Origin of the sequence: Sphaerisporangium sp. B11E5 (assembly GCF_039871875.1) — a bacterium.
In the GTDB taxonomy this organism is placed as follows: domain Bacteria; phylum Actinomycetota; class Actinomycetes; order Streptosporangiales; family Streptosporangiaceae; genus Sphaerisporangium.
In genome coordinates, this window is the sequence record NZ_JBDPMD010000014.1 from 74,102 (window position 1) to 93,501 (window position 19,400).

Below are 19,400 nucleotides of genomic sequence, written 5' to 3' on the forward strand. Positions count from 1 at the left end.
GCGTGCCCGACGAGATGAGTGGCCGGGCCGGGCGAGTCTCACCCGGCCACACCAGAACGGGTTCCGGGACGCGGGGCGACCCGACCGCGGGAAGCACCGCGGCGCGGCGACGCGGCGCCCCCGCGTCCCGGAGCCGGCAGGGCCGTCCCCGCCCCGCCGTACAGAAGGGATCTCCGGCTTATGCACAACGGGACTGACATGGACGGCGGCGAGCCGTCCATGCGGTCGGCCAGGACGGGCGGGAGGTGACGGCCGGATGGAGGCGGTAGTCAACCAGCTCCCCATCGGGCTGTCGATCGGGGCCGTGCTGCTGCTCATCGCGCTCGGCCTCACGTTCACGTTCGGGCAGATGGGCGTGATCAACATGGCGCACGGCGAGTTCATCATGGCCGGCGCCTACACCGCTTACCTCCTGCAGGACTGGGCCGGGCGCCAGGCGGTGCTCGTCGCGCTGCCCGTCGCGTTCCTCGTGGCCGGGATCATGGGCTGGATCCTGGAACGCACGGCCATCCGCCACTTCTACGGCCGCCCGCTGGACACGCTGCTGCTCACCTGGGGCGTCAGCCTGGTGCTCCAGCAACTCGCCCGCGACCTGTTCGGCGCGCCGAACGTGCAGGTGCCGGCGCCGGCGTGGCTGCAGGGCGGCATCGGCATCCTGCCCTACAACCGCATGTTCATCATGGCCCTCGCCGTCGGCAGCGTCGTCGCGATCTGGGTGTACATGACGCGCAGCTCCCACGGGCGCCGCATGCAGGCCGTCATGCAGAACCGGCAGCTCGCCGCGGTCAGCGGCATCAACACCGGGCGGGTCGACCAGCGCACGTTCTTCATCGGTTCCGGCCTCGCCGGCATCGCGGGCGTCGCGCTCACCCTCATCGGCCCGGTGGGCCCCGCCCTCGGCACCTACTACATCGTGGACGCGTTCCTCGTGGTGGTGGCCGGCGGCCTCGGGCAGTTGCGCGGCGCGGTGCTCGCCGCCGTCGCGCTCGGCCTGCTCAACTCCTACGCCGAGTTCTGGACCAACGCCAGCCTGGCCAAGGTGATCGTGTTCGTGGCCATCATCGCGTTCCTCCAGATCCGGCCGCAGGGCCTGTTCGTGCTTCGATCGAGGGCGCTCACATGACGACCACCGTGCGCGACGCCGTGACCGTCGCGGCCCCGCCCCCCGGGCCGTCCTTCGGACGGCGCCTGCGCGGCCCCGCCGTGTTCGCCGCCGTCGCGATCCTGGCGCTGGTGGTGGCACCGCTGCTGCTGGAGCCGTTCCGTCTCGGGCTGCTCGCCAAGTACCTCTGCTACGCCATCGTGGCCCTCGGCATCGGCCTCGCCTGGGGGCAGGGCGGCATGCTCACCCTGGGCCAGGGCGTGTTCTTCGGGCTCGGCGGCTACGCGATGGGCATGTACCTCAAGCTGCGCGACGCCGGGGGCGACCTGCCGGACTTCATGGTGTGGAGCGGCGTGGAGAAGCTGCCCGCGTTGTGGGTGCCGTTCGCCAACCCGGTGTTCGCCATAGTGTTCGCGGTGGCGGGGCCCGTGCTGCTCGCGGTGCTGCTCGGCTCGCTGGTGTTCCGGCAGCGGGTGCGCGGCGCGTACTTCGCCATCCTCACCCAGGCGCTCGCCGCCGCCCTGGTGATCCTGCTGGTCGGCCAGCAGGGGCTCACCGGCGGCACCAACGGGCTCACCAACTTCTTCGACCTGTTCGGGCAGGACCTCGCCGCCGACAACACGCAGCGCGGGCTGTACGTCGTCGTCGCCGTCGTGCTGCTGGTGCTGTACCTGCTGGCCTGGCAGATGGTGCGCAGCAGGTTCGGGCGGCTGCTCATCGCGGTGCGCGACGGCGAGGACCGGGTGCGGTTCCTCGGCTACAACCCCGCGACGGTCAAGACCCTTACGTTCGCGGTGTCCGCCGGCATGGCGGGCCTGGCCGGGGCGCTGTTCGTGCCGGTCGTCGGCATCATCTCGCCCGCGCTGCTCGGCGTGGTGCCCTCACTGGAGCTGGTCGTCGCCGTCGCGGTCGGCGGCCGGTTCGCGCTGGCCGGGGCCATCCTCGGCGCGGTGGTCATGGGGTACGCCAAGACGTCCTTCAGCGAGCAGTTCGCCGACGGCTGGCTGTACCTGCAGGGGGCGCTGTTCATCCTGGTCATGACGCTCGCGCCCAAGGGGATCTTCGGGGTCGCCGCCGCCGCGCGTGACCTCGTCACGGCACGCAGGAGGCGTCCCGCATGAGCGACCACGGCGCGCTGCTGGAGGTGCGGGACCTCTCGGTGGTGTTCGACGGCTTCCGCGCCATCGACGGCATCGACCTCACCGTGCGGCAGGGCGAGCTGCGCTTCCTGATCGGCCCGAACGGCGCCGGGAAGACCACGCTGGTGGACGTCGTCACCGGGCTGACCAAGCCGGCGTCCGGCACCGTGCGGTTCGAGGGCGCCGACCTGGTGGGCCGCAAGGAGCACGAGATCGTCCGCATGGGCGTGGGGCGCACGTTCCAGACCTCGGTGGTGTTCGAGAAGCTCACCGTGATCGAGAACCTCGACCTGGCGGCGTCGTTCCGCAGGCCGCTGTGGTCGCTGGCGCGGCGGCGGCGCGGTGTCTCCGGCGACGTCGCCGCGGCGATGGAGATCACCGGCCTGGACGCGCTGGCGGAACGCCCCGCCGGGGTGTTGTCGCACGGGCAGCGGCAGTGGCTGGAGATCGGCATGCTCATCGCGCAGCGGCCCCGGCTGCTGCTGCTGGACGAGCCGGTGGCCGGCATGTCGGCCGACGAGCGGTCCCGCACCGGGCTGCTGCTCACCGAGATCGCCAAGGACCACACGGTCATCGTGATCGAGCACGACATGGAGTTCCTGCGGCGGTACGCCTCGCAGGTCACCGTCCTGCACGAGGGCAAGGTGCTCACCGAGGGCTCGGTGGACGAGGTGCGTGCCGACCCGCGGGTGCAGGAGGTCTACCTCGGCCGGGCCAGGGACGAGGCCGGCGCCCGCGTGCCGGACGGGGAACGGACGGCGGGCGTGGGCACGGCCGCCGGGGAGGTGACGTGATGTTGTCGGTCCGGGGCCTTGAGGCCGGGTACGGCAGGGCGCGCGTGCTGTTCGGCGTGTCGTTCGACGTGGCGCCGGGGAGCCTGGTCTGCGTCATGGGGCGCAACGGCGTGGGCAAGACCACGCTGCTCAACACGGTGATGGGTGTGCTGCCCGCCACCGGGGGCACCGTGACGTTCGAGGGCACCGACGTGACGCGCCTGCCGCCGCACCAGCGGGTGAGGCTCGGCCTCGGGTACGTCCCGCAGGGCCACGAGACGTTCCCGCAGCTCAGCGTGCAGGGCAACCTGCAGGTGACGCTGGAGGCCTCGCCGCACCGGGACCCGTCGGCCATCGACGAGGCGCTGGAGGTGTTCCCCCGGCTGAAGCCGCTGCTGAAACGGCGGGCGGGCTTCCTGTCCGGCGGCCAGCAGCAGCAGCTCGCGATGGCGCGGGCGCTGGTCACCCGGCCCAAGCTGCTGATCCTGGACGAGCCCACCGAGGGCATCCAGCCGTCCATCATCCTGGAGATCGAGGAGGCCATCGAGCGGCTGCACGCCTCGGGGCTCGCGGTGCTGCTGGTGGAGCAGTACCTCGACCTGGCGCTGCGGCTCGCCGACCGGTTCCTCATCCTGGACGCCGGGCACGTCGTGCGCGACGGCACCGCCGACGACCTGCACGACGAGGAGGTGCACCGGCTGCTGGCCGTGTGACGCCGCGGCTACTCCCTGCGCACCGGCTCCCGCGGGGGCGGGCGCAGGGCGTAGTGCACGTCGAACGCCGGACGCTCGGAGCGGATCGGCGGGATCCGGAGGAAGTTGTGCCGGGGCGGCGGGCAGGAGGTGACCCACTCCAGCGAGTTGCCGTGGCCCCACGGGTCGTCCACGGTCACCCTCTCGCCGCGCCACCACGTCTTCACCACGTTCCAGATGAACGGCAGGGTGGACGCGCCCAGCAGAAATGCGCCGACGGACGAGAGCTGGTTCATGAACACCAGGTTCCCCTCGTCCGGGTAGTCGGCGTAGCGGCGCGGCATGCCCTGCGTGCCGAGCAGGTGCTGCACGAAGAACGTGAGGTGGAACCCGACGAACAGCGTCCAGAAGTGCAGCTTGCCGAGGCGGTCGTCCAGCATCTTGCCGGTCAGCTTGGGCCACCAGAAGTAGAAGCCGGCGAACATGGCGAACACGACGGTGCCGAACAGCACGTAGTGGAAGTGGGCCACCACGAAATAGCTGTCGCTCACGTGGAAGTCCAGCGGAGGCGACGCCAGGACCACCCCGGTCAGGCCGCCGAACAGGAACGTCACCAGGAACCCCACCGCGAACAACATCGGCGTGGGGAAGACCAGGTGCCCGCGCCACATCGTGCCCACCCAGTTGAAGAACTTCACCCCCGTGGGCACCGCGATGAGGAACGACATGAACGAGAAGAACGGCAGCAGCACGTGCCCGGTGACGAACATGTGGTGCGCCCACACCACCGCGGACAGGCCGCTGATGGCCATGGTGGCGCCGACCAGCCCGATGTAGCCGAACACCGGTTTGCGGCTGAACACCGGGAGCACCTCGGTCACGATGCCGAAGAACGGCAGCGCGACGATGTACACCTCCGGGTGGCCGAAGAACCAGAACAGGTGCTGCCACAGCAGCACCCCGCCGGTCTCCGGGTCGTAGATGTGCGAGCCGAGCCTGCGGTCGATGGCCAGCGCGAGCAGCGCCGCCGCCAGCACCGGGAACGCCAGCAGCACCAGCATGCTGGTGAGCAGGGTGTTCCAGGTGAAGATCGGCATGCGGAACATCGTCATGCCGGGCGCCCGCATCGTGATGATCGTGGTGATGAAGTTGACCGCGCCGAGGATGGTGCCGAGGCCCGACATGACCAGGCCCATGATCCACATGTCCGGCCCGAGGCCCGGGGTGTACTGCTCCGTGGACAGCGTCGTGTAGGCCGTCCATCCGAAGTCCGCGCCCCCGTCCGCCGTGAACATGCCCGCCACCACGATCAGGCCGCCGAACAGGAAGAGCCAGTAGCTGAGCATGTTCAGCCTGGGGAACGCCACGTCCGGCGCGCCGATCTGCAGCGGCATCACGGCGTTGGCGAACCCGGCGAAGAGCGGCGTCGCGAACAACAGCAGCATCAGCGTGCCATGGATGGTGAAGTACTGGTTGTAGCTCTTCGCGCCGGAGATCTGCAGTCCCGGCGCGAACAACTCCGCCCGGATCAGCATCGCCAGGATCCCCGCGAACAGGAAGAACCCGAACGCCGTGATGAGATAGAGATTGCCGATCACCTTGTGATCGGTGGACGCGGCCCACTTCACCGCGGAATAAGCACGCTCGCGCCGTCGTTCCCGTCGCTCCAGCACGGCTTCCGAGACCATGCCCCACCCCCGTCCGCCCTGGGCGGCCACACCTCTTTCATTCCCCCGCCCGCGCCACCCGCGGGTGTTTCACCAGCAAACCCCTACAAAACACCGCACGCTCGGTGGCCGGCCCTGAGGCTCCACGGGTCTGCCCCGGCGTCGATCGCCAGGGGCAACACGTAGCGGGCGGTCTCGCCGACGGCACATACTGGAGACAATGAAGCCAGCCAGCGGCGCGTCCCGCCGTCACCTGTCCACGAGTCCCTTCAAACCGCCGCCTCCCCTCCCTCCCTCCGAGAGGTTCAGCGTCCACGACCAGGTGACCCACGATCGGTACGGTCTTGGTGTGGTCATGGGTGTGGAAGACGGAGTCGCCGTGCTCATCGATTTTCGATCACGGCAGGAACGAATCCCGACACCATGCAGCAAGCTGCACAAACTCTGAGGCACCACGACGAGCAAGGGCCCGCGCCTGGAAGGCGCGGGCCCTTGCTCTTGGTGGCGTCCCGGGGTTAGAGGGGAACGATGTTCTCCGCCTGCGGGCCCTTCTGGCCCTGGGTGACGTCGAACTGTACCTTCTGACCCTCGCGCAGCTCGCGGTAGCCCTGCGCGGCGATGTTCGAGTAGTGGGCGAAGACGTCGGCGCCGCCGCCGTCCTGCTCGATGAAGCCGAAGCCCTTTTCCGCGTTGAACCACTTCACAGTGCCGACAGCCATGTCAATACTCCTTTACAGGGGGCCGAGCCGGAACCCGCACCGTACGGGTTCCGCGTCGCCTGATGAGGCCCCTCCGGAGCTGGCCGGAAAACAAAAAGTGCACCTGAACGTCACATACCGTTAGGCGCACACAAGTTTCATGGGTACCACAACTGCAACTGGTCAGAGAATATCACCTGCGCCGGGAGAACGCACCTGGCCCCCGCCCGGTCGCCGGCGACGGGGCCCCACCCCGCCGTCCTGACCGGCGTTCCTCGGCGCAGGGACGGTGGGGCGGGGCACACGGAGACCTCGGTGCCGCGTCACGCCGGAGGGGTCACTCCAAGCCCCGCGGGGTGGGGGAGCCGAGGAACAGCCGCGCCGGTACGGCGTCGGCGATGGCCTTGTAGCCGGCCGGGTTGAAGTGCAGGTGGTCGCCGGTGTCGTAGGCCGGCAGGATCTGGCGCGGGTTCGCCGGGTCACGGACCGCGCGATCGAAGTCGATCACCGCGTCGAACCTGCCGCCGGTGCGGATCCAGCGGTTGACGGCCTGGCGCGTGTTCTCGCGCAGGCCCTCGGGGTCGTCGTAGCCGGGGTTGTTGCCGCCGAACGGCGTGATCGTGCCGCCGTACACCGGGATCTGGTGCGCGTGCGCCCGCGTGATGATCTGCTCGTACGCCGCGATCAGGTCGGCCGCGACCTTCTCCTGCGCCTCCGCGGTCGCCGCGGCCGTGCCGATGTCGTTGACGCCCTCGAACAGCAGCAGCCACTTCACCCCGCTCTGCGCGAGCAGGTCACGGTCCAGCCGCGCCAGCACGTTCGGGCCGAGCCCGTCGTTCAGCACGCGGTTGCCGCCCGCGGCCTGGTTGAGCACGGCGATGTGACGCGTGGACGGGCTCGCCTGCAGGCGGTCGAAGAGCTGGTTGGGCCAGCGGTCGTTGCCGTTGGTGGTGGAGCCCCGGCCGTCGGTGAGCGAGTCGCCCACGACGACCACGCCCGCGGTCTGCGGCGGGGACCACACCTCGACGCCGCTGAGGAAGTACCAGTGGTCGGTCCGGGTCGCCCCCGTCAGGTCCTGGTCGGTGACGTGGTCGCCGGCGAGGAGGTGCGAGGAGGTGCGGGAACCGGGGTGCGAGGTGATGTCGCTGGACGCCTGCCCCTGCGCCAGGTAGATCGTGACGGTCAGGTTGGACCGCGGCGCCAGCGTGAAGTTCAGCGGGTCGGACACCGCCTGCGCGCCCACCGGGATCGTCACCGACGGCCGTCCGCTGAAGGTGACCGGGCGGGACGTGCCCGGCTCGATGCCCGTCACCCCGGCCTGCCCGCCGGCCGGGAGGGCCACCGCGACCTTGGTGATGGGCAGCGCGGCGCCGCCGAAGGCGTTGGAGAACCGCAGCCGCGCCTGCCGTCCGCCGACCGACACCTGCACCGTCTGGCGCAGCGTGGCGTCGGCGAGCACCAGGCCGTCCTGGGTGAACGGCGCGGGCGGCATGTTGTGCGGCTCGGTGAGCTGCGGCATCGACACCCAGGTGTTCACCCAGTGCGCGCTGCTCACGCCGCCGTGGCCGCCGCCGGTCAGGTCGTTCACCGGGACGGGGTCCTTGGGCGCGCCGAGCGCGCCGATCGCCGGCGATGCCACGACGACGGCGAAGGCGATGAGGACGGCGGTGACCCATCTGCCAATCGACGACTCTCCAAGGTCGGCCAAGGCTCCCCGCCTGCCTGACACCGGCATGAGCGCGGGCATGGGGCGTCGCATCACAGGTCTCCTCTTCGACCGTTCCGACGAATCAGATTGAAACGTTTCGGTGATCGACCCGAACGTTTCCGGGCGCAACGTACGTCGCCCGCGTCACACGGTCAACGGATCCACGGCCGCATGGCCGCATACCCCGCGATGGGCCTGCCGGAGGGCAGGTGAATGCCTTAGGGGAGGGGACGGAAACCTTTCGGCGTCCCGCGCCTGGCTGAAACTTCCACGGCCCGCTTACTGCAGGTAGTTCTCCACTTCGCTGACCGGCCGCGGGGCCGCGTGGTCGGGGTCCTCACCGAACTCGCGGCGGGCCTTGCGCTGGCGCAGCAGGTCCCAGCACTGGTCCAGGGACTCCTCCAGGTGCCGCACCCGGTTCCGCTCGTCCTCCGAGGACACCTCGCCGCCCGCCACGCGCTCCCGCAGCTCGTGCTCCTCGGCGACAAGTTCCTTGATCCTCGAAAAGATCTCCCCGTCCTGCATGCCCGCCTCCTCGTCGTATTTAGGGGGAGCTTACGGGTATCGCATCCCATACGCTGACAAAGGTCGGCCGGTATGCTCCTGACCAGGCCGGGGACCCTCCACCGGCCTCCGCGACACGTCAGGGAACGGTCACCAGGTGAGACGCCGTCTCGCCGGCCCCCGCCCATCTGCTACCGTCGGACCTATGCTGCGCGGGCTGCTTCTTAGCCGCCGCGGCGAGGGCCTGTAAGAGGCCGGCTCCCTCGCCGCGGAGCGATGTGCTGCGCGTCGGCCGCCTGTGACTTTCCCGGTGGCGGCGAACCTTCTTTCATGCCAGGTCGTTCCTGTGCCGCCCCGGTTCCGGCAGACCGACGAGGAGCACGATGTATCCCCAGCAGCAGCCCAGCCCCATGCCGTTCCAGCGCTACGAGGCGTTCACCCCCGTACGCCTGAAAGACCGCACCTGGCCTGATCAGGTGATCGACCGGGCGCCGCAGTGGTGCGCGGTCGATCTGCGCGACGGCAACCAGGCCCTGATCGACCCCATGGACTCGCACCGCAAGCTGAAGATGTTCGAGCTGCTGGTGCGCATGGGCTACAAGGAGATCGAGGTGGGCTTCCCTGCCGCCTCGCAGACCGACTTCGACTTCGTCCGCCGCATCATCGAAGAGGGCCGCGTCCCCGACGACGTGGTGATCCAGGTACTGACCCAGGCCAGGCCCGAGCTGATCGAGCGCACCTTCGAGTCGGTGCGCGGCGCCAAGCAGGCCATCGTCCACCTGTACAACTCCACCTCCACCCTGCAGCGGCGTGTGGTGTTCGGGCAGGACAAGGACGGCATCACGGCCATCGCCGTCGAGGGCGCCAAGCTGTGCAAGAAGCTGGCCGACCAGATGACCGGCACCACGATCTTCTTCCAGTACTCGCCGGAGTCGTTCACCGGCACCGAGCTGGAGTACGCCGTCGAGGTCTGCGACGCCGTCAACGACGTGTGGCAGCCCACCCCCGACCACAAGGTCATCATCAACCTGCCCGCGACGGTCGAGATGGCGACGCCCAACGTCTACGCCGACCAGATCGAGTGGATGCACCGCAACCTGCGCTACCGCGACTCCATCGTGCTGTCCCTGCACCCCCACAACGACCGCGGCTCGGCCGTCGCCGCCGCCGAGCTCGGCTACATGGCGGGCGCGGACCGCATCGAGGGCTGCCTGTTCGGCAACGGCGAGCGCACCGGCAACGTCTGCCTGGTCACCCTGGGCATGAACCTGTTCTCCCAGGGCGTCGACCCCAAGATCGACTTCGGCGACATCGACGAGATCCGCCGCGTCGTCGAGTACTGCAACCAGCTCCCCGTGCACCCCCGCCACCCCTACGGCGGCGAACTGGTGTACACCGCCTTCTCCGGCTCCCACCAGGACGCCATCAAGAAGGGCCTGGAGTCCCTGGAACGCGACGCCGCCACCGCCGGCGTCCCCGTGGACGACTTCGCGTGGGCCGTCCCGTACCTGCCCATCGACCCCAAGGACGTCGGCCGCACCTACGAGGCCGTCATCCGGGTCAACAGCCAGTCCGGCAAGGGCGGCGTCGCGTACATCATGAAGGCCGAGCACGGCTTCGACCTGCCGCGCCGCCTGCAGATCGAGTTCTCCGGCGTCATCCAGTCCCGCGCCGACACCGAGGGCGGCGAGGTCACCCCCGCCGAGATGTGGAAGATCTTCAGCGACGAGTTCCTCCCCAACCCCGACCGCCCCTGGGGCCGCTTCGCCATGCTGGCCCACCGCAACGTCTCCAAGGTCGACGAGAAGGACGTCATCAGCGCCGACATCCGCATGGACGGCGAGATCCGCGAGGTGGAAGGCGTGGGCAACGGCCCCATCTCCGCCTTCGTGGACGCCCTCAGCCGCGTCGGGGTGGACATCCGCGTCCTCGACTACAGCGAACACGCCATGAGCGCCGGCTCCGACGCCCGCGCCGCCGCCTACGTCGAGTGCCAGATCGCCGACCGCACCCTGTGGGGCATCGGCGTGGACGCCAACACCGTGACCGCCTCCCTGAAGGCCATCCTCTCCGCCGTCAACCGCGCCCACCGCACCTGACCCCGGCCCTGGACACGGCCGCCGCGCCATCGCACCTGACCCTGGCCCTCCCTGGGCGCGGCCGCCATGCCACCGCGCATGACCTCGACCCTCCTGGGCACGGCCGCCGCCACGGCGGCCGTGCCACCGCCCTGAGCCCGCCCCCCGCCCCGCCGCCGTGTGCCGTCCTTGATCGGCGCCGCGTCGGCGGGACGTGGTACGGCGAATCCGGCGCCGCTGTACGGCGGATCACCCGGGGACGGGAGGGACGTGCGACGGCAGAGGAAAGATTCATGGTGGCAACGGCGCGTCGTCCCCGTACGCACGGGGGACGCGGCGATGCTGTGATGAGATCTTGACCGCTCTCAGCGCGAGTGCGTTGATGCGGTGGACGAATCCATCTCCGCGGGCGACGGCGGTTTCGTGAACGGGGACGGGGAAGACCCAGGTGTCATCAAGGCATCCCTGCCCGCCTCACCCACGGTGATCCAGGGAAGGGAGTACCGATGTCCGTACGCAGATTCACCCGCGTGTTGTCGACGGCGCTGGTCGCGGGAGCCGCCCTGTTGTCCGTCACCCCGGCCCAGGCCGTGGCCCTGGAGGACTGCCGCCCCGGGAACATCTGCGGCTGGAGCGAGCAGTACTACCGTGGCAAGATGACCGTCCTGCGGGCGGGCGGCGGGTGCGTCAACACGCCGTTCCCGCTCAACTCCATCGCCAACACCTTCGGCAGCCCCGGCATCCCCGCCGTGGCCCTCCTGTACACCGGCCTCAACTGCACGGGCCGCTCCATGGTCAACGTCCTGCCCACCCAGCGCTACCCCGTCCTTCCCGCCCCCGCCCTCAGCGCGATGCTCGCCTGGTGAGGCGGTTTTCCGGTCCTGCCCGGCGTGGAAACGTTCAGGGCGGAACCGGGGGTGGTCCACGCACGCACGGGCGATGCGGCGACGCGTCGCGGACTTGTTGACCGCCCCCGGCGCGGATGCGTTGATGCGGGGGACGAATCGGCCTCCGAGGATGACGGCGGGTTCCTGACGGGGATCAGTAAACGACCGGCATTCATCCCTGCCCGCCTCACCACGGTGATCCAGGAAAGGGAGTCCCGATGTCCGTACGCAGGTCGGTCAGGATGTTGTCCGCGATGCTCGTCGCCGGCGCCGCCCTGGTGGCGCTCAGCCCGGCACAGGTGCAGGCCAGGGCCATGGCGCCCGGGGACTGCCCGGTGGGGAGGGTCTGCGGCTGGAGTTCCTCGGTCTATGTCGGCAGCATGGCCGTGCTGCCGACGGGTTCCGGGTGTCACAACGCGCCGTTCCAGGTCAGATCCGTCGTCAACAACACCAACAGCCCGGGTGGCCTGACGGCCCTGCTGTACAGCGGGTCGAACTGCACGGGGCGTTTCCTCATGAGTGTGGGCCCGCAGCGGCGTTACCCCACCCTCCCCGAGCCGGCGTTGAGTGTCTTCATCAACTGGTGACCTGAGCTCACAGAGACCTCACAGGAGTTCTGCGGGGACCTCCAGCGCGGCGTGCCAGCATCTCGCGGCATGAGATGTCCACGTCGTCCGGAGGGGGAACAGTGATCGAGGTAAGGGGGATCAGCAAGCGGTACCGCGACGTCATGGCGGTCGACGGGCTGAGCTTCGACGTGCGGCCCGGGGTGGTCACCGGCTTCCTCGGGCCGAACGGGGCGGGCAAGACCACCACGATGCGCGTCATCCTGGGGCTGGACGCGCCGGCCTCGGGGGACGCGCTCGTGCTCGGCGTGCGGTACGCGGCGCTGCCGGCGCCGATGCGGGCGGTGGGGGCGCTGCTGGACTCCGGGGCGGCGCATCCTGGCCGTACCGCGCGGGACCATCTGGTGTGCCTGGCGGACAGCAACGGGATCGGGCGCCGGAGGGTGGACGAGGTGCTGGGCCTCGCCGGGTTGTCCTCGGTGGCGGGGCGGCGGGCCGGGACGTTCTCGCTCGGCATGCGGCAGCGGCTGGGGATCGCGGCGGCGCTGCTCGGCGACCCCGCGGTGCTCATCTTCGACGAGCCGGTCAACGGTCTCGACCCTGAGGGAATCCTGTGGATCCGCACACTGATGCGGGACCTCGCCGCGGAGGGGCGCACGGTGCTGGTGTCCAGTCACCTGATGGGCGAGATGGCGCTCACGGCGGACCACCTCGTCATGATCGGCCGGGGTCGCCTGATCGCGGACACCTCCGTGGAGGACGTCCTGCGCGCCCGCGAGGTCCACGTCCGGACCCCGGAGGCCCGCCGGTTCGCCCACGCCCTCACCGCCATGGGTGCCGCGGTGCGGCAGGACGGCGAGGAGTTGACCATCGCCGGTGTCACCCCGGAAGAGGTGGGGCGGCTGGCCGCGGACGAGAGCGTCGTCCTGCACGAGCTGACCCCGCGCCGGACGTCCCTGGAGGACGCCTTCATGGAGCTGACCCGCGCCGACGTCGAGTTCGGAGCGGCCCGATGACCGCCACGACCGGCCGGGACCTCACGTCCGTGGTGGCGCGGGGACGGGCCCGGTTCCGGGACGTGCTGCGGTCCGAGTGGTCCAAGGCGCGCACACTGCGGTCCACCTGGATCGCGCTGGTGGCCCTGGTGCTGGTGGGCGTGCTGCTCACCGCGCTCTTCGCGGGTGCCGCCGGTCAGGACCACGGCGGATCGGACGAGGCGGCGCATCCGTTCGACTGGGTGTTCCGCGGGTTCGTCATCGTGCAGCTCGTCGCCGGCTACTTCGGGGCGAGGGCGGTGACCGTGGAGTACGCGACCGGCACCATGGGCGGCTCCCTCACCGCGGCCCCGCGCCGGGGGCGGGTCCTCGCGGCCAAGGCGGCGGTGTACGCGGCCATGGCGCTGGTCGCGGGGTGGGTCGCCGCGGTGACCATGTTCCTCACCGCCCGGGCGGTGCTGGCCGCCAAGGGACTGCCCTTCTTCGCCCTCACCGACCCCGGGGTGGCCCGGGCCCTGGCGGGGGTGGGGCTGCACATGGCGTTGACGAGCCTGTTCGGCCTCGCGATCGGCCTGCTCGTCCGCACCACCACCGGATCGGTCACCGTCCTGTTCCTGGTGTCCCTGCTCATCCCGGCGTTGTCGTCGCTGTTCCCGGCCTGGCTGGCGACGTTCGCGGTGAAGTACTTCCCGACCACGGCGGGCGGCCGGCTCGTCAGCCTGAACGAGGGCCCCGCGCTTCTCCCGCCGTGGGCCGGTTTCGCGGTGTTCTGCGCCTACATCGCGGTGCTCCTGACGGCTGCCCTCGTGGTCTTCCGCCGCCGTGACGCCTGATGCCACCCTGGTCAGGGCGATGAGCCGATGAGGAGGGGACGGGATGACGGGGGGCGACGGTGACCGGCGGGAGCGGCTGCTGGTCGTGGACGACGAGCCCACGGTGCGTGAGCTGCTCTCGGCGACCCTGCGTTTCGCGGGTTTCGCCGTGACGTCCGCCGCCACCGGAGCGGAGGCGCTCGACGCGGCACGGGCGGACCGTCCCGACCTGGTGCTGCTCGACGTGATGCTGCCCGACCTGGACGGCTTCCAGGTGGTGCGCCGCCTGCGCGACCTCGCCCGCCCCCCGGTCCCCGTCCTCTTCCTCACCGCACGCGACTCCCCGCGGGACAAGGTCACCGGGCTCACCCTCGGTGGCGACGACTACGTCACCAAACCGTTCGACCTGGAGGAACTGATCGCCCGCATCCGCGCCGTCCTGCGCCGCACCGGCTCCCCGGAGGCGTCCACCCTGGTCGTCGGCGACCTGGAACTCGACCCCGAGGCCCACCAGACCCACCGCGCGGGCGTCCCCGTCCGCCTGTCGCCCACCGAGTTCCGCCTCCTGCACTACCTGGTGCTCAACGCCGGCCGCGTGGTCTCCAAACCCCAGATCCTCGACCACGTCTGGCAGTACGACTTCGCCGGCGACTCCAGCATCGTCGACACCTACATCAGCTACCTGCGCCGCAAACTCGACCCCACCGGCCCCCGGATCATCCACACCGTCCACGGCGTGGGCTACGTCCTGCGCAAACCCCGATGACCCCCCCTCCCGGCGGCGACCACCCACCGCGCCACCCCACCACCCCACCCTCCGGTGGCACGGCCCCCTCCGGCCTCGGCCCGCGTCGCGCCGAGGTACGGACGCGTTCCCGCCGGCGGTGGCGGCTCTCGTTGCGTGCCCGCCTGTTGCTGATCACCAGCGGTCTGCTGGCGGTCGGGCTCGTGGTCAGCGGGTCGATCGTGATCGGGATGCTGCGCGCGAACCTGGTGGACCGCGTGGACCGGCAGTTGCGCTCTCTCAGCGGACTCGCCGCCCTGCTCCCGCTCATCGCCCCCGACCTCCCCGCGAGGGCCGCCCCCTTCACCACGCGGAACCCCGCCGCGAACCTCGACCTGATCACTGATGTCTACGTCGCGATCCTGACCCCGGCGGGCGCCGTCCGCCAGGAGGTCCGCCTCCCGGCGCGGGAGGGCCACGGCGGCCCCGTCCTGCCGTCCCTCGCCCCGGACGACGTCGCCCGCCGGGCCCAGCACCCCTTCGACGTCCCCGACCGCGCGGGCGGCGGCTCGTGGCGGGTCGTCGCCTTGCCCCGTCCCGTGATCCCCGGTGTGACCACGGCCGGGGGTGACGTGGTCCTCGCCGTCTCCCTCGACGGCGTGATCTCCACCGTGGCCCGCCTGCGCGTCGCCGTCCTCGTGACGGGCGCCGCGCTCCTCGCCGTCCTCACCCTGACCGGCCTGTTCGCCGTCCGCGCCGGGCTGCGCCCCCTGCGCCGCATCGAGGAGACCGCCGCCGCCATCGCCTCGGGCGACCTCACCCGCCGCGTCCCCGGCGCGGGGAACACCGAGATCGGCCGCCTCTCCGCCTCACTCAACGGCATGCTCACCCAGATCGAACACGCCTTCGCCGCTCGCGCCGAGTCCGAGTCCCGTCTCCGCCGCTTCGTCGCCGACGTCAGCCACGAACTGCGCACCCCGCTCTCGGGCATCAAGGGTTTCACCGAGCTTCACCGCCTCGGCGGCCTCACCGACGTCGACCAGGCGATGGCGAGGATGGAAACCGAGGCCACCCGCCTGTCCCACCTGGTGGAGGACCTCCTGCTCCTGGCCCGCCTGGACGAGGGCGGCGACGCGCTCCCCCTGGACCTCGCCCCCATGGACCTGCGCACCCTGGCCGCCGACGCCCGCCTGGACCTCCAAGCCCTGGCCCCCGACCGGACGGTCACCCTCACCGCCCCGGAAGGCGGCCCACCCGCCCCGGCCCCCGTCCTCGGCGACGAGTCCCGCCTCCGCCAGGTCGTCACCAACCTCATCAGCAACGTCGTCACCCACACCCCACCCGGCACCCCCGTCGAGATCACCGTAGGAACCATCACAGAGAACGGCACGACGCCGGGGACCGGCACGACGGGGGTCGGTTCGGCGGGGATCGGCACGACATGGACCGGTGAGACGGGGGCTGGTGTGACGGGGTCTGGTGTGGCGAGAGTTGGTCTGGCGGGGATCGGCATGACGGTGACCGGCGTCGGCATTCCGGCCCCGGTGGCCGTACTCGCCGTCACCGACCACGGTCCCGGCCTCACCGCCGCCCAGGCCGCCCGCGTCTTCGACCGCTTCTACCGCACCGACCCCTCCCGCTCCCGCTCCACCTCCACCGGCGCCGGCCTCGGCCTCTCCATCGCCCACTCCCTCGCACGGGCCCACGACGGCGCCCTGACCCTCCACACCATTCCCGGCCACGGCGCCTCCTTCGTCCTGATCCTCCCGGCAGTCCTCTGACCGACGTCTCAGCTGGGCAGCGACCAACGTTCCAGCGACCCTGCGACCAATGTGTCAGCGCAACCCTGGCGAACGTGCCAGGTATGGCATCCTGATCTGGTGGCAGGCACTGGATGGACCCCGCTCGGCGACGTACGCCCGAGGCACGCCGAGACGGCGGTGGCCGAAGCGCTGTCCGACACCCGCGTGGTCCTGGTCAACGGCGCGCGCCAGGCCGGGAAGAGCACTCTCGTCCGCGTGGTGGCCAAGGACAGGGCGGCCGAATGGCGCACCCTGGACAACCCGGTCGTCCGCCAGGCCGCGCTCACCGACCCGGCGGGCTTCGTGGCCTTCCCCGACCCGATGGTCATCGACGAGATCCAGCGTGCCCCCGAACTCCTGCTGGCCATCAAGGAACAGGTGGACGCCGACCCCCGCCCCGGCCGCTACCTCCTCACCGGCTCCGCCCGCGTTCTCGGCCTGCGTGCTCTGCCCGACACCCTCCCGGGCCGGGTGGAGACCATAGAGCTCTGGCCCTTCTCCCAAGGCGAGATCGACGGAACCCCCGACCGCTTCGTGGACGCCTTGTTCACCCACGGCCCCGACCTGCGCCACACCTCGGCCGTCACCCGCACCGAATACGCCGACCGTGTCGTCCGGGGCGGCTTCCCCGAGGCGATCGCCCGCACCAACCCCCGCCGCCGCGAACGCTTCTTCGACTCCTACGTGGCCGACCTGATAGCCCGCGACATCACCCAGCTCTCCGAGATAGAACGCGCCCCCGAGCTACGCACCCTCCTGCGCCTCCTGGCGGCCCGCTCCGGCAGCCTCCTGGTGGCCAACTCCCTGGCGGGCGCCACCGGCGTCTCCATGAGCACCGTCCACCGCTACCTGGCCCTCCTGGAGGAGGTCTTCCTCACCAAACGCGTCCCCGCCTGGTCCCGCAACCTCAGCGGTCGTGCGACGAACACTCCGAAGTTGGCCTTCGTCGACTCCGGCGTGGCCGCCAACCTCCTGGGCGCCGACACCCGCACCCTGATCCGCCCCGAAGGCTCCCTCGGCCCCCTCCTTGAGGGCTTCGTCCTGATGGAACTCGCACGCCAGCTCACCTGGTCGGAGGAACGCGCCGACCTGTACCACTACCGCACCAAGGACCAGGTCGAGGTGGACGCCGTCCTGGAGACCCGCCAGGGAAAGGTGGCCGGCATAGAGGTGAAGGCCTCCTCGACCGTCCGCCCCCACGACTTCCGGGGCCTCCATCACATTTCCGACCGCGTAGGCGACGACTTCGTAGTAGGCATGGTCCTCTACACCGGCACCCAGACACTCCCCTTCGGCCCCCGGATGCGCGCCGTCCCCATCAGCGCCCTCTGGCAAGCCACCCCATAAGCTGCATCCCGCACATGACGGACAGGAGGCTTGACGTGCCCGAGACGACGGTGGCCGAGACGACGGTGGCCGAGCTGATGGCGGAACTGGCCGGTCTTGAGGACCCGAAGATCCGCGAGGTGAACGAGAGACACGGCGACGACCACGGCGTGAACCTCAGCAAACTACGCGCGATCGCGAAACGCCTGAAGACCCAGCAGGATCTCGCCTGTCTCCTCTGGGACACCGGCGACACCGCCGCGAGACTGCTGGCACTCCTGATCTGCCGCCCGAAGGCCTTCGACCGCGACAAACTGGACATCATGCTGCGCGAGTCGCGCACCCCCAAGGTCCACGACTGGCTCGTGAACTACGTGGTGAAGAAGAACCCCCACTCCGAAGCCCTGCGCCTGACCTGGTTCGCCGACCCCGACCCCGTGGTCGCGAGCGCCGGCTGGGCCCTCACCACCGAACGCGTCGCCAAGAACCCCGAAACCCTCGACCTCCCAGGTCTGCTGGACGTCATCGAGGCCGAGATGAAATCCGCTCCCGACCGCCTCCAGTGGGCGATGAACCACTGCCTGGCCCAGATCGGCATCGAGCACCCCACCCACCGCGACCGCGCCATCGCCATCGGCGAGCGCCTGGAGGTTCTCAAGGACTACCCGACCTCCCCAGGCTGCACGTCCCCCTTCGCCCCCATCTGGATCACCGAGATGGTGCGCCGCCGGCACGACTAGGGCGTGGCCCGGCACAGATCTCACGACCGGTGCGGCTCGGCGGCCCCGTACAGCAGCCGCTCAAGGGTGAGAAGGTCACCCACAAGGGCCACGCGCCCGTCGGCGAGCGCGGCGTCGAGCAAGGCCGGATCGGCCAGGAGGCCGCCGAGCGTCTTGGGGTCCGTGCGAAGCGAGATGTCGGCCGTGGCGGGTTCACCGCTCTGCACCTGAACCTCTCCGCCCGCTACGCGGACCGTCCAGACCGAGCCGTCGAGATCGAGGCGGCAGACGATCGGCGGCGCCGCCGGGTCGGGACGGACCCCGATCCGCAAGAAGATCAGCACCGAGGTGGCGCTGAGCGAGGTGGGCTCCGGCGGGTTCGGGGCATCGATCCCCCAATCGCTCAGAGCCAGGACGACCGGTTCCAGCTTCCGGCCCCACTCCGTCAGCTCATACACCTGCGGACCTGCCGTCGAGGCCAGTTTGCGGCGACGGATCACCCCGTGCTGTTCGAGCTCCCGAAGCCGATCGGCAAGCAGGTTCGAGCTGGCGTTGGGCAGAGCGTGCCGCAGCTCGGAGAAACGCTGAGGCGTCAAGAGCAACTCCCGGACGACCAGCAGTGCCCACCGCTCCCCGACGACGTCGAGAGCCCGAGCCATCCCGCACGAGTCCCGATAGCTACGACTGGTCGGCATGACACTCCCTCTTTGACGCTCTCAACCTGATCCTAAACCATCACCGACTACGGTTGTTTTTAACAACCTTGCATGGTTATGGTTTAGCAACCGACCGGGCGGAACCGGCGCCGAGGTCGCGCGACAAGCCGAGACAGGAGCCTGCTATGAGCATTTCGCTGCCGAGACCGACCACGGCCCCAGCTCAGAACCCCCAGCATGCGACGATCGTGGACCCCGACGCCCACCAGGTCGTGTTCGAGAACGACCACGTCCGGGTGATCCAGGCGCGGGCCTCTCACGGCTGGGAAAGCGCGATGCACTCCCACCGACCGATGCTCGTGGTCAACCTCGGCTCCGGGCGGCAGAAAGTGACCTGGCCTGATGGGACCGCACAGATCGTGGATCTCAACCCCGGTGCGGTCGTCTGGCAGGAGACCGCTTTCGATCACGCCTGGGAGTTGCTGGCAGGCGAAGTGAACGTGATCCTTGTCGAGGTCAAGTCGGCGAACGCCGAGAAGTAAGCGATGTGGG

Annotated in this window: 19 protein-coding genes; 14 read left to right on the plus strand and 5 right to left on the minus strand. The window is 70.3% G+C overall.

Annotated features, from left to right (window positions below; all coding sequences use genetic code 11):
• Positions 1 to 256 precede the first annotated feature (256 nt).
• From urtB to urtE, 4 genes are read left to right on the plus strand one after another with little or no spacing between them, the layout of a single operon-like run.
• Positions 257 to 1,123, plus strand: a complete 867-nt coding sequence (gene urtB / locus ABGB17_RS16065; RefSeq protein ID WP_347630099.1) for an urea ABC transporter permease subunit UrtB — start codon at positions 257 to 259, stop codon at positions 1,121 to 1,123.
• Positions 1,120 to 2,223: an urea ABC transporter permease subunit UrtC gene (gene urtC / locus ABGB17_RS16070; protein ID WP_347630102.1), complete on the plus strand. Its 1,104-nt coding sequence runs from the start codon at positions 1,120 to 1,122 to the stop codon at positions 2,221 to 2,223. The genes urtB and urtC overlap by 4 nt, the downstream gene beginning before the upstream one ends.
• Positions 2,220 to 3,035, plus strand: coding sequence for an urea ABC transporter ATP-binding protein UrtD (urtD, locus tag ABGB17_RS16075; protein WP_347630104.1), 816 nt, complete (start codon positions 2,220 to 2,222; stop codon positions 3,033 to 3,035). The genes urtC and urtD overlap by 4 nt, the downstream gene beginning before the upstream one ends.
• On the plus strand, positions 3,035 to 3,727 hold the full coding sequence (urtE, locus tag ABGB17_RS16080) for an urea ABC transporter ATP-binding subunit UrtE (protein ID WP_347630106.1): 693 nt from the start codon (positions 3,035 to 3,037) through the stop codon (positions 3,725 to 3,727). Before urtD ends, urtE begins: the two co-directional genes overlap by 1 nt.
• 8 nt (positions 3,728 to 3,735) lie before the next feature.
• On the opposite strand, the gene ctaD is transcribed toward urtE, so the two are convergent.
• From ctaD to ABGB17_RS16100, 4 genes are all read right to left on the minus strand, one after another.
• Complete coding sequence (ctaD, locus tag ABGB17_RS16085) at positions 3,736 to 5,394, minus strand: cytochrome c oxidase subunit I (protein ID WP_347630108.1); 1,659 nt, start codon at positions 5,392 to 5,394, stop codon at positions 3,736 to 3,738.
• A 494-nt stretch (positions 5,395 to 5,888) separates the two neighbouring features.
• Entirely contained in the window at positions 5,889 to 6,092 is a 204-nt protein-coding gene (locus ABGB17_RS16090) for a cold-shock protein (protein WP_347630110.1), read from the minus strand.
• A 316-nt stretch (positions 6,093 to 6,408) separates the two neighbouring features.
• Positions 6,409 to 7,830, minus strand: coding sequence for an SGNH/GDSL hydrolase family protein (locus ABGB17_RS16095; RefSeq protein ID WP_347630112.1), 1,422 nt, complete (start codon positions 7,828 to 7,830; stop codon positions 6,409 to 6,411).
• A gap of 228 nt (positions 7,831 to 8,058) precedes the next feature.
• The gene (locus tag ABGB17_RS16100; protein ID WP_347630114.1) at positions 8,059 to 8,304 is read right to left on the minus strand and encodes a DUF2630 family protein; all 246 of its coding nucleotides are present in this window, start codon (positions 8,302 to 8,304) and stop codon (positions 8,059 to 8,061) included.
• A 362-nt stretch (positions 8,305 to 8,666) separates the two neighbouring features.
• On the opposite strand from ABGB17_RS16100, the gene leuA reads away from it, so the two are divergent.
• From leuA to ABGB17_RS16145, 9 genes are all read left to right on the plus strand, one after another.
• Positions 8,667 to 10,382 carry a 2-isopropylmalate synthase gene (gene leuA / locus ABGB17_RS16105; RefSeq protein WP_347630116.1) on the plus strand — a complete coding sequence of 572 codons (1,716 nt, stop codon included), beginning with the start codon at positions 8,667 to 8,669 and terminating at the stop codon, positions 10,380 to 10,382.
• Between the two features lie 485 nt (positions 10,383 to 10,867).
• On the plus strand, positions 10,868 to 11,227 hold the full coding sequence (locus ABGB17_RS16110; RefSeq protein ID WP_347630118.1) for a peptidase inhibitor family I36 protein: 360 nt from the start codon (positions 10,868 to 10,870) through the stop codon (positions 11,225 to 11,227).
• A 239-nt stretch (positions 11,228 to 11,466) separates the two neighbouring features.
• On the plus strand, positions 11,467 to 11,835 hold the full coding sequence (locus ABGB17_RS16115) for a peptidase inhibitor family I36 protein (protein WP_347630120.1): 369 nt from the start codon (positions 11,467 to 11,469) through the stop codon (positions 11,833 to 11,835).
• Between the two features lie 101 nt (positions 11,836 to 11,936).
• The gene (locus ABGB17_RS16120; RefSeq protein WP_347630122.1) at positions 11,937 to 12,830 is read left to right on the plus strand and encodes an ATP-binding cassette domain-containing protein; all 894 of its coding nucleotides are present in this window, start codon (positions 11,937 to 11,939) and stop codon (positions 12,828 to 12,830) included.
• On the plus strand, positions 12,827 to 13,642 hold the full coding sequence (locus ABGB17_RS16125; RefSeq protein WP_347630124.1) for an ABC transporter permease subunit: 816 nt from the start codon (positions 12,827 to 12,829) through the stop codon (positions 13,640 to 13,642). The genes ABGB17_RS16120 and ABGB17_RS16125 overlap by 4 nt, the downstream gene beginning before the upstream one ends.
• A 43-nt stretch (positions 13,643 to 13,685) precedes the next feature.
• Positions 13,686 to 14,387, plus strand: a complete 702-nt coding sequence (locus ABGB17_RS16130; RefSeq protein ID WP_347630126.1) for a response regulator transcription factor — start codon at positions 13,686 to 13,688, stop codon at positions 14,385 to 14,387.
• Positions 14,384 to 16,126, plus strand: coding sequence for a HAMP domain-containing sensor histidine kinase (locus ABGB17_RS16135; RefSeq protein WP_347630128.1), 1,743 nt, complete (start codon positions 14,384 to 14,386; stop codon positions 16,124 to 16,126). Before ABGB17_RS16130 ends, ABGB17_RS16135 begins: the two co-directional genes overlap by 4 nt.
• A 99-nt stretch (positions 16,127 to 16,225) precedes the next feature.
• Entirely contained in the window at positions 16,226 to 17,494 is a 1,269-nt protein-coding gene (locus tag ABGB17_RS16140) for an ATP-binding protein (protein WP_347630130.1), read from the plus strand.
• A 77-nt stretch (positions 17,495 to 17,571) separates the two neighbouring features.
• A complete protein-coding gene (locus tag ABGB17_RS16145; protein WP_347630235.1) occupies positions 17,572 to 18,213 on the plus strand; it encodes a DNA alkylation repair protein in 642 nt (213 codons plus the stop codon).
• A 20-nt stretch (positions 18,214 to 18,233) separates the two neighbouring features.
• Here ABGB17_RS16145 and ABGB17_RS16150 read toward each other — a convergent pair whose 3' ends face one another.
• Complete coding sequence (locus tag ABGB17_RS16150) at positions 18,234 to 18,887, minus strand: winged helix-turn-helix transcriptional regulator (protein ID WP_347630132.1); 654 nt, start codon at positions 18,885 to 18,887, stop codon at positions 18,234 to 18,236.
• 146 nt (positions 18,888 to 19,033) lie between these two features.
• Between ABGB17_RS16150 and ABGB17_RS16155 the strand changes: the two genes are divergently transcribed.
• A complete protein-coding gene (locus tag ABGB17_RS16155) occupies positions 19,034 to 19,390 on the plus strand; it encodes a hypothetical protein (RefSeq protein WP_347630134.1) in 357 nt (118 codons plus the stop codon).
• The last annotated feature ends 10 nt before the right edge of the window (positions 19,391 to 19,400 follow it).

Coding starts and splice junctions, on each gene's coding strand:
- ABGB17_RS16095 (WP_347630112.1), bottom strand. CDS start 7,830: ATGCGACGCCCCATGCCCGCGCTCATGCCGGTGTCAGGCAGGCGGGGA.
- leuA (WP_347630116.1), top strand. CDS start 8,667: ATGTATCCCCAGCAGCAGCCCAGCCCCATGCCGTTCCAGCGCTACGAG.
- ABGB17_RS16155 (WP_347630134.1), top strand. CDS start 19,034: ATGAGCATTTCGCTGCCGAGACCGACCACGGCCCCAGCTCAGAACCCC.
- urtD (WP_347630104.1), top strand. CDS start 2,220: ATGAGCGACCACGGCGCGCTGCTGGAGGTGCGGGACCTCTCGGTGGTG.
- ABGB17_RS16150 (WP_347630132.1), bottom strand. CDS start 18,887: ATGCCGACCAGTCGTAGCTATCGGGACTCGTGCGGGATGGCTCGGGCT.
- ABGB17_RS16145 (WP_347630235.1), top strand. CDS start 17,572: ATGGCGGAACTGGCCGGTCTTGAGGACCCGAAGATCCGCGAGGTGAAC.
- urtB (WP_347630099.1), top strand. CDS start 257: ATGGAGGCGGTAGTCAACCAGCTCCCCATCGGGCTGTCGATCGGGGCC.
- ABGB17_RS16135 (WP_347630128.1), top strand. CDS start 14,384: ATGACCCCCCCTCCCGGCGGCGACCACCCACCGCGCCACCCCACCACC.
- ABGB17_RS16090 (WP_347630110.1), bottom strand. CDS start 6,092: ATGGCTGTCGGCACTGTGAAGTGGTTCAACGCGGAAAAGGGCTTCGGC.
- urtC (WP_347630102.1), top strand. CDS start 1,120: ATGACGACCACCGTGCGCGACGCCGTGACCGTCGCGGCCCCGCCCCCC.
- ABGB17_RS16130 (WP_347630126.1), top strand. CDS start 13,686: ATGACGGGGGGCGACGGTGACCGGCGGGAGCGGCTGCTGGTCGTGGAC.
- ABGB17_RS16125 (WP_347630124.1), top strand. CDS start 12,827: ATGACCGCCACGACCGGCCGGGACCTCACGTCCGTGGTGGCGCGGGGA.
- ABGB17_RS16100 (WP_347630114.1), bottom strand. CDS start 8,304: ATGCAGGACGGGGAGATCTTTTCGAGGATCAAGGAACTTGTCGCCGAG.
- ABGB17_RS16115 (WP_347630120.1), top strand. CDS start 11,467: ATGTCCGTACGCAGGTCGGTCAGGATGTTGTCCGCGATGCTCGTCGCC.
- ctaD (WP_347630108.1), bottom strand. CDS start 5,394: ATGGTCTCGGAAGCCGTGCTGGAGCGACGGGAACGACGGCGCGAGCGT.
- ABGB17_RS16110 (WP_347630118.1), top strand. CDS start 10,868: ATGTCCGTACGCAGATTCACCCGCGTGTTGTCGACGGCGCTGGTCGCG.
- urtE (WP_347630106.1), top strand. CDS start 3,035: ATGTTGTCGGTCCGGGGCCTTGAGGCCGGGTACGGCAGGGCGCGCGTG.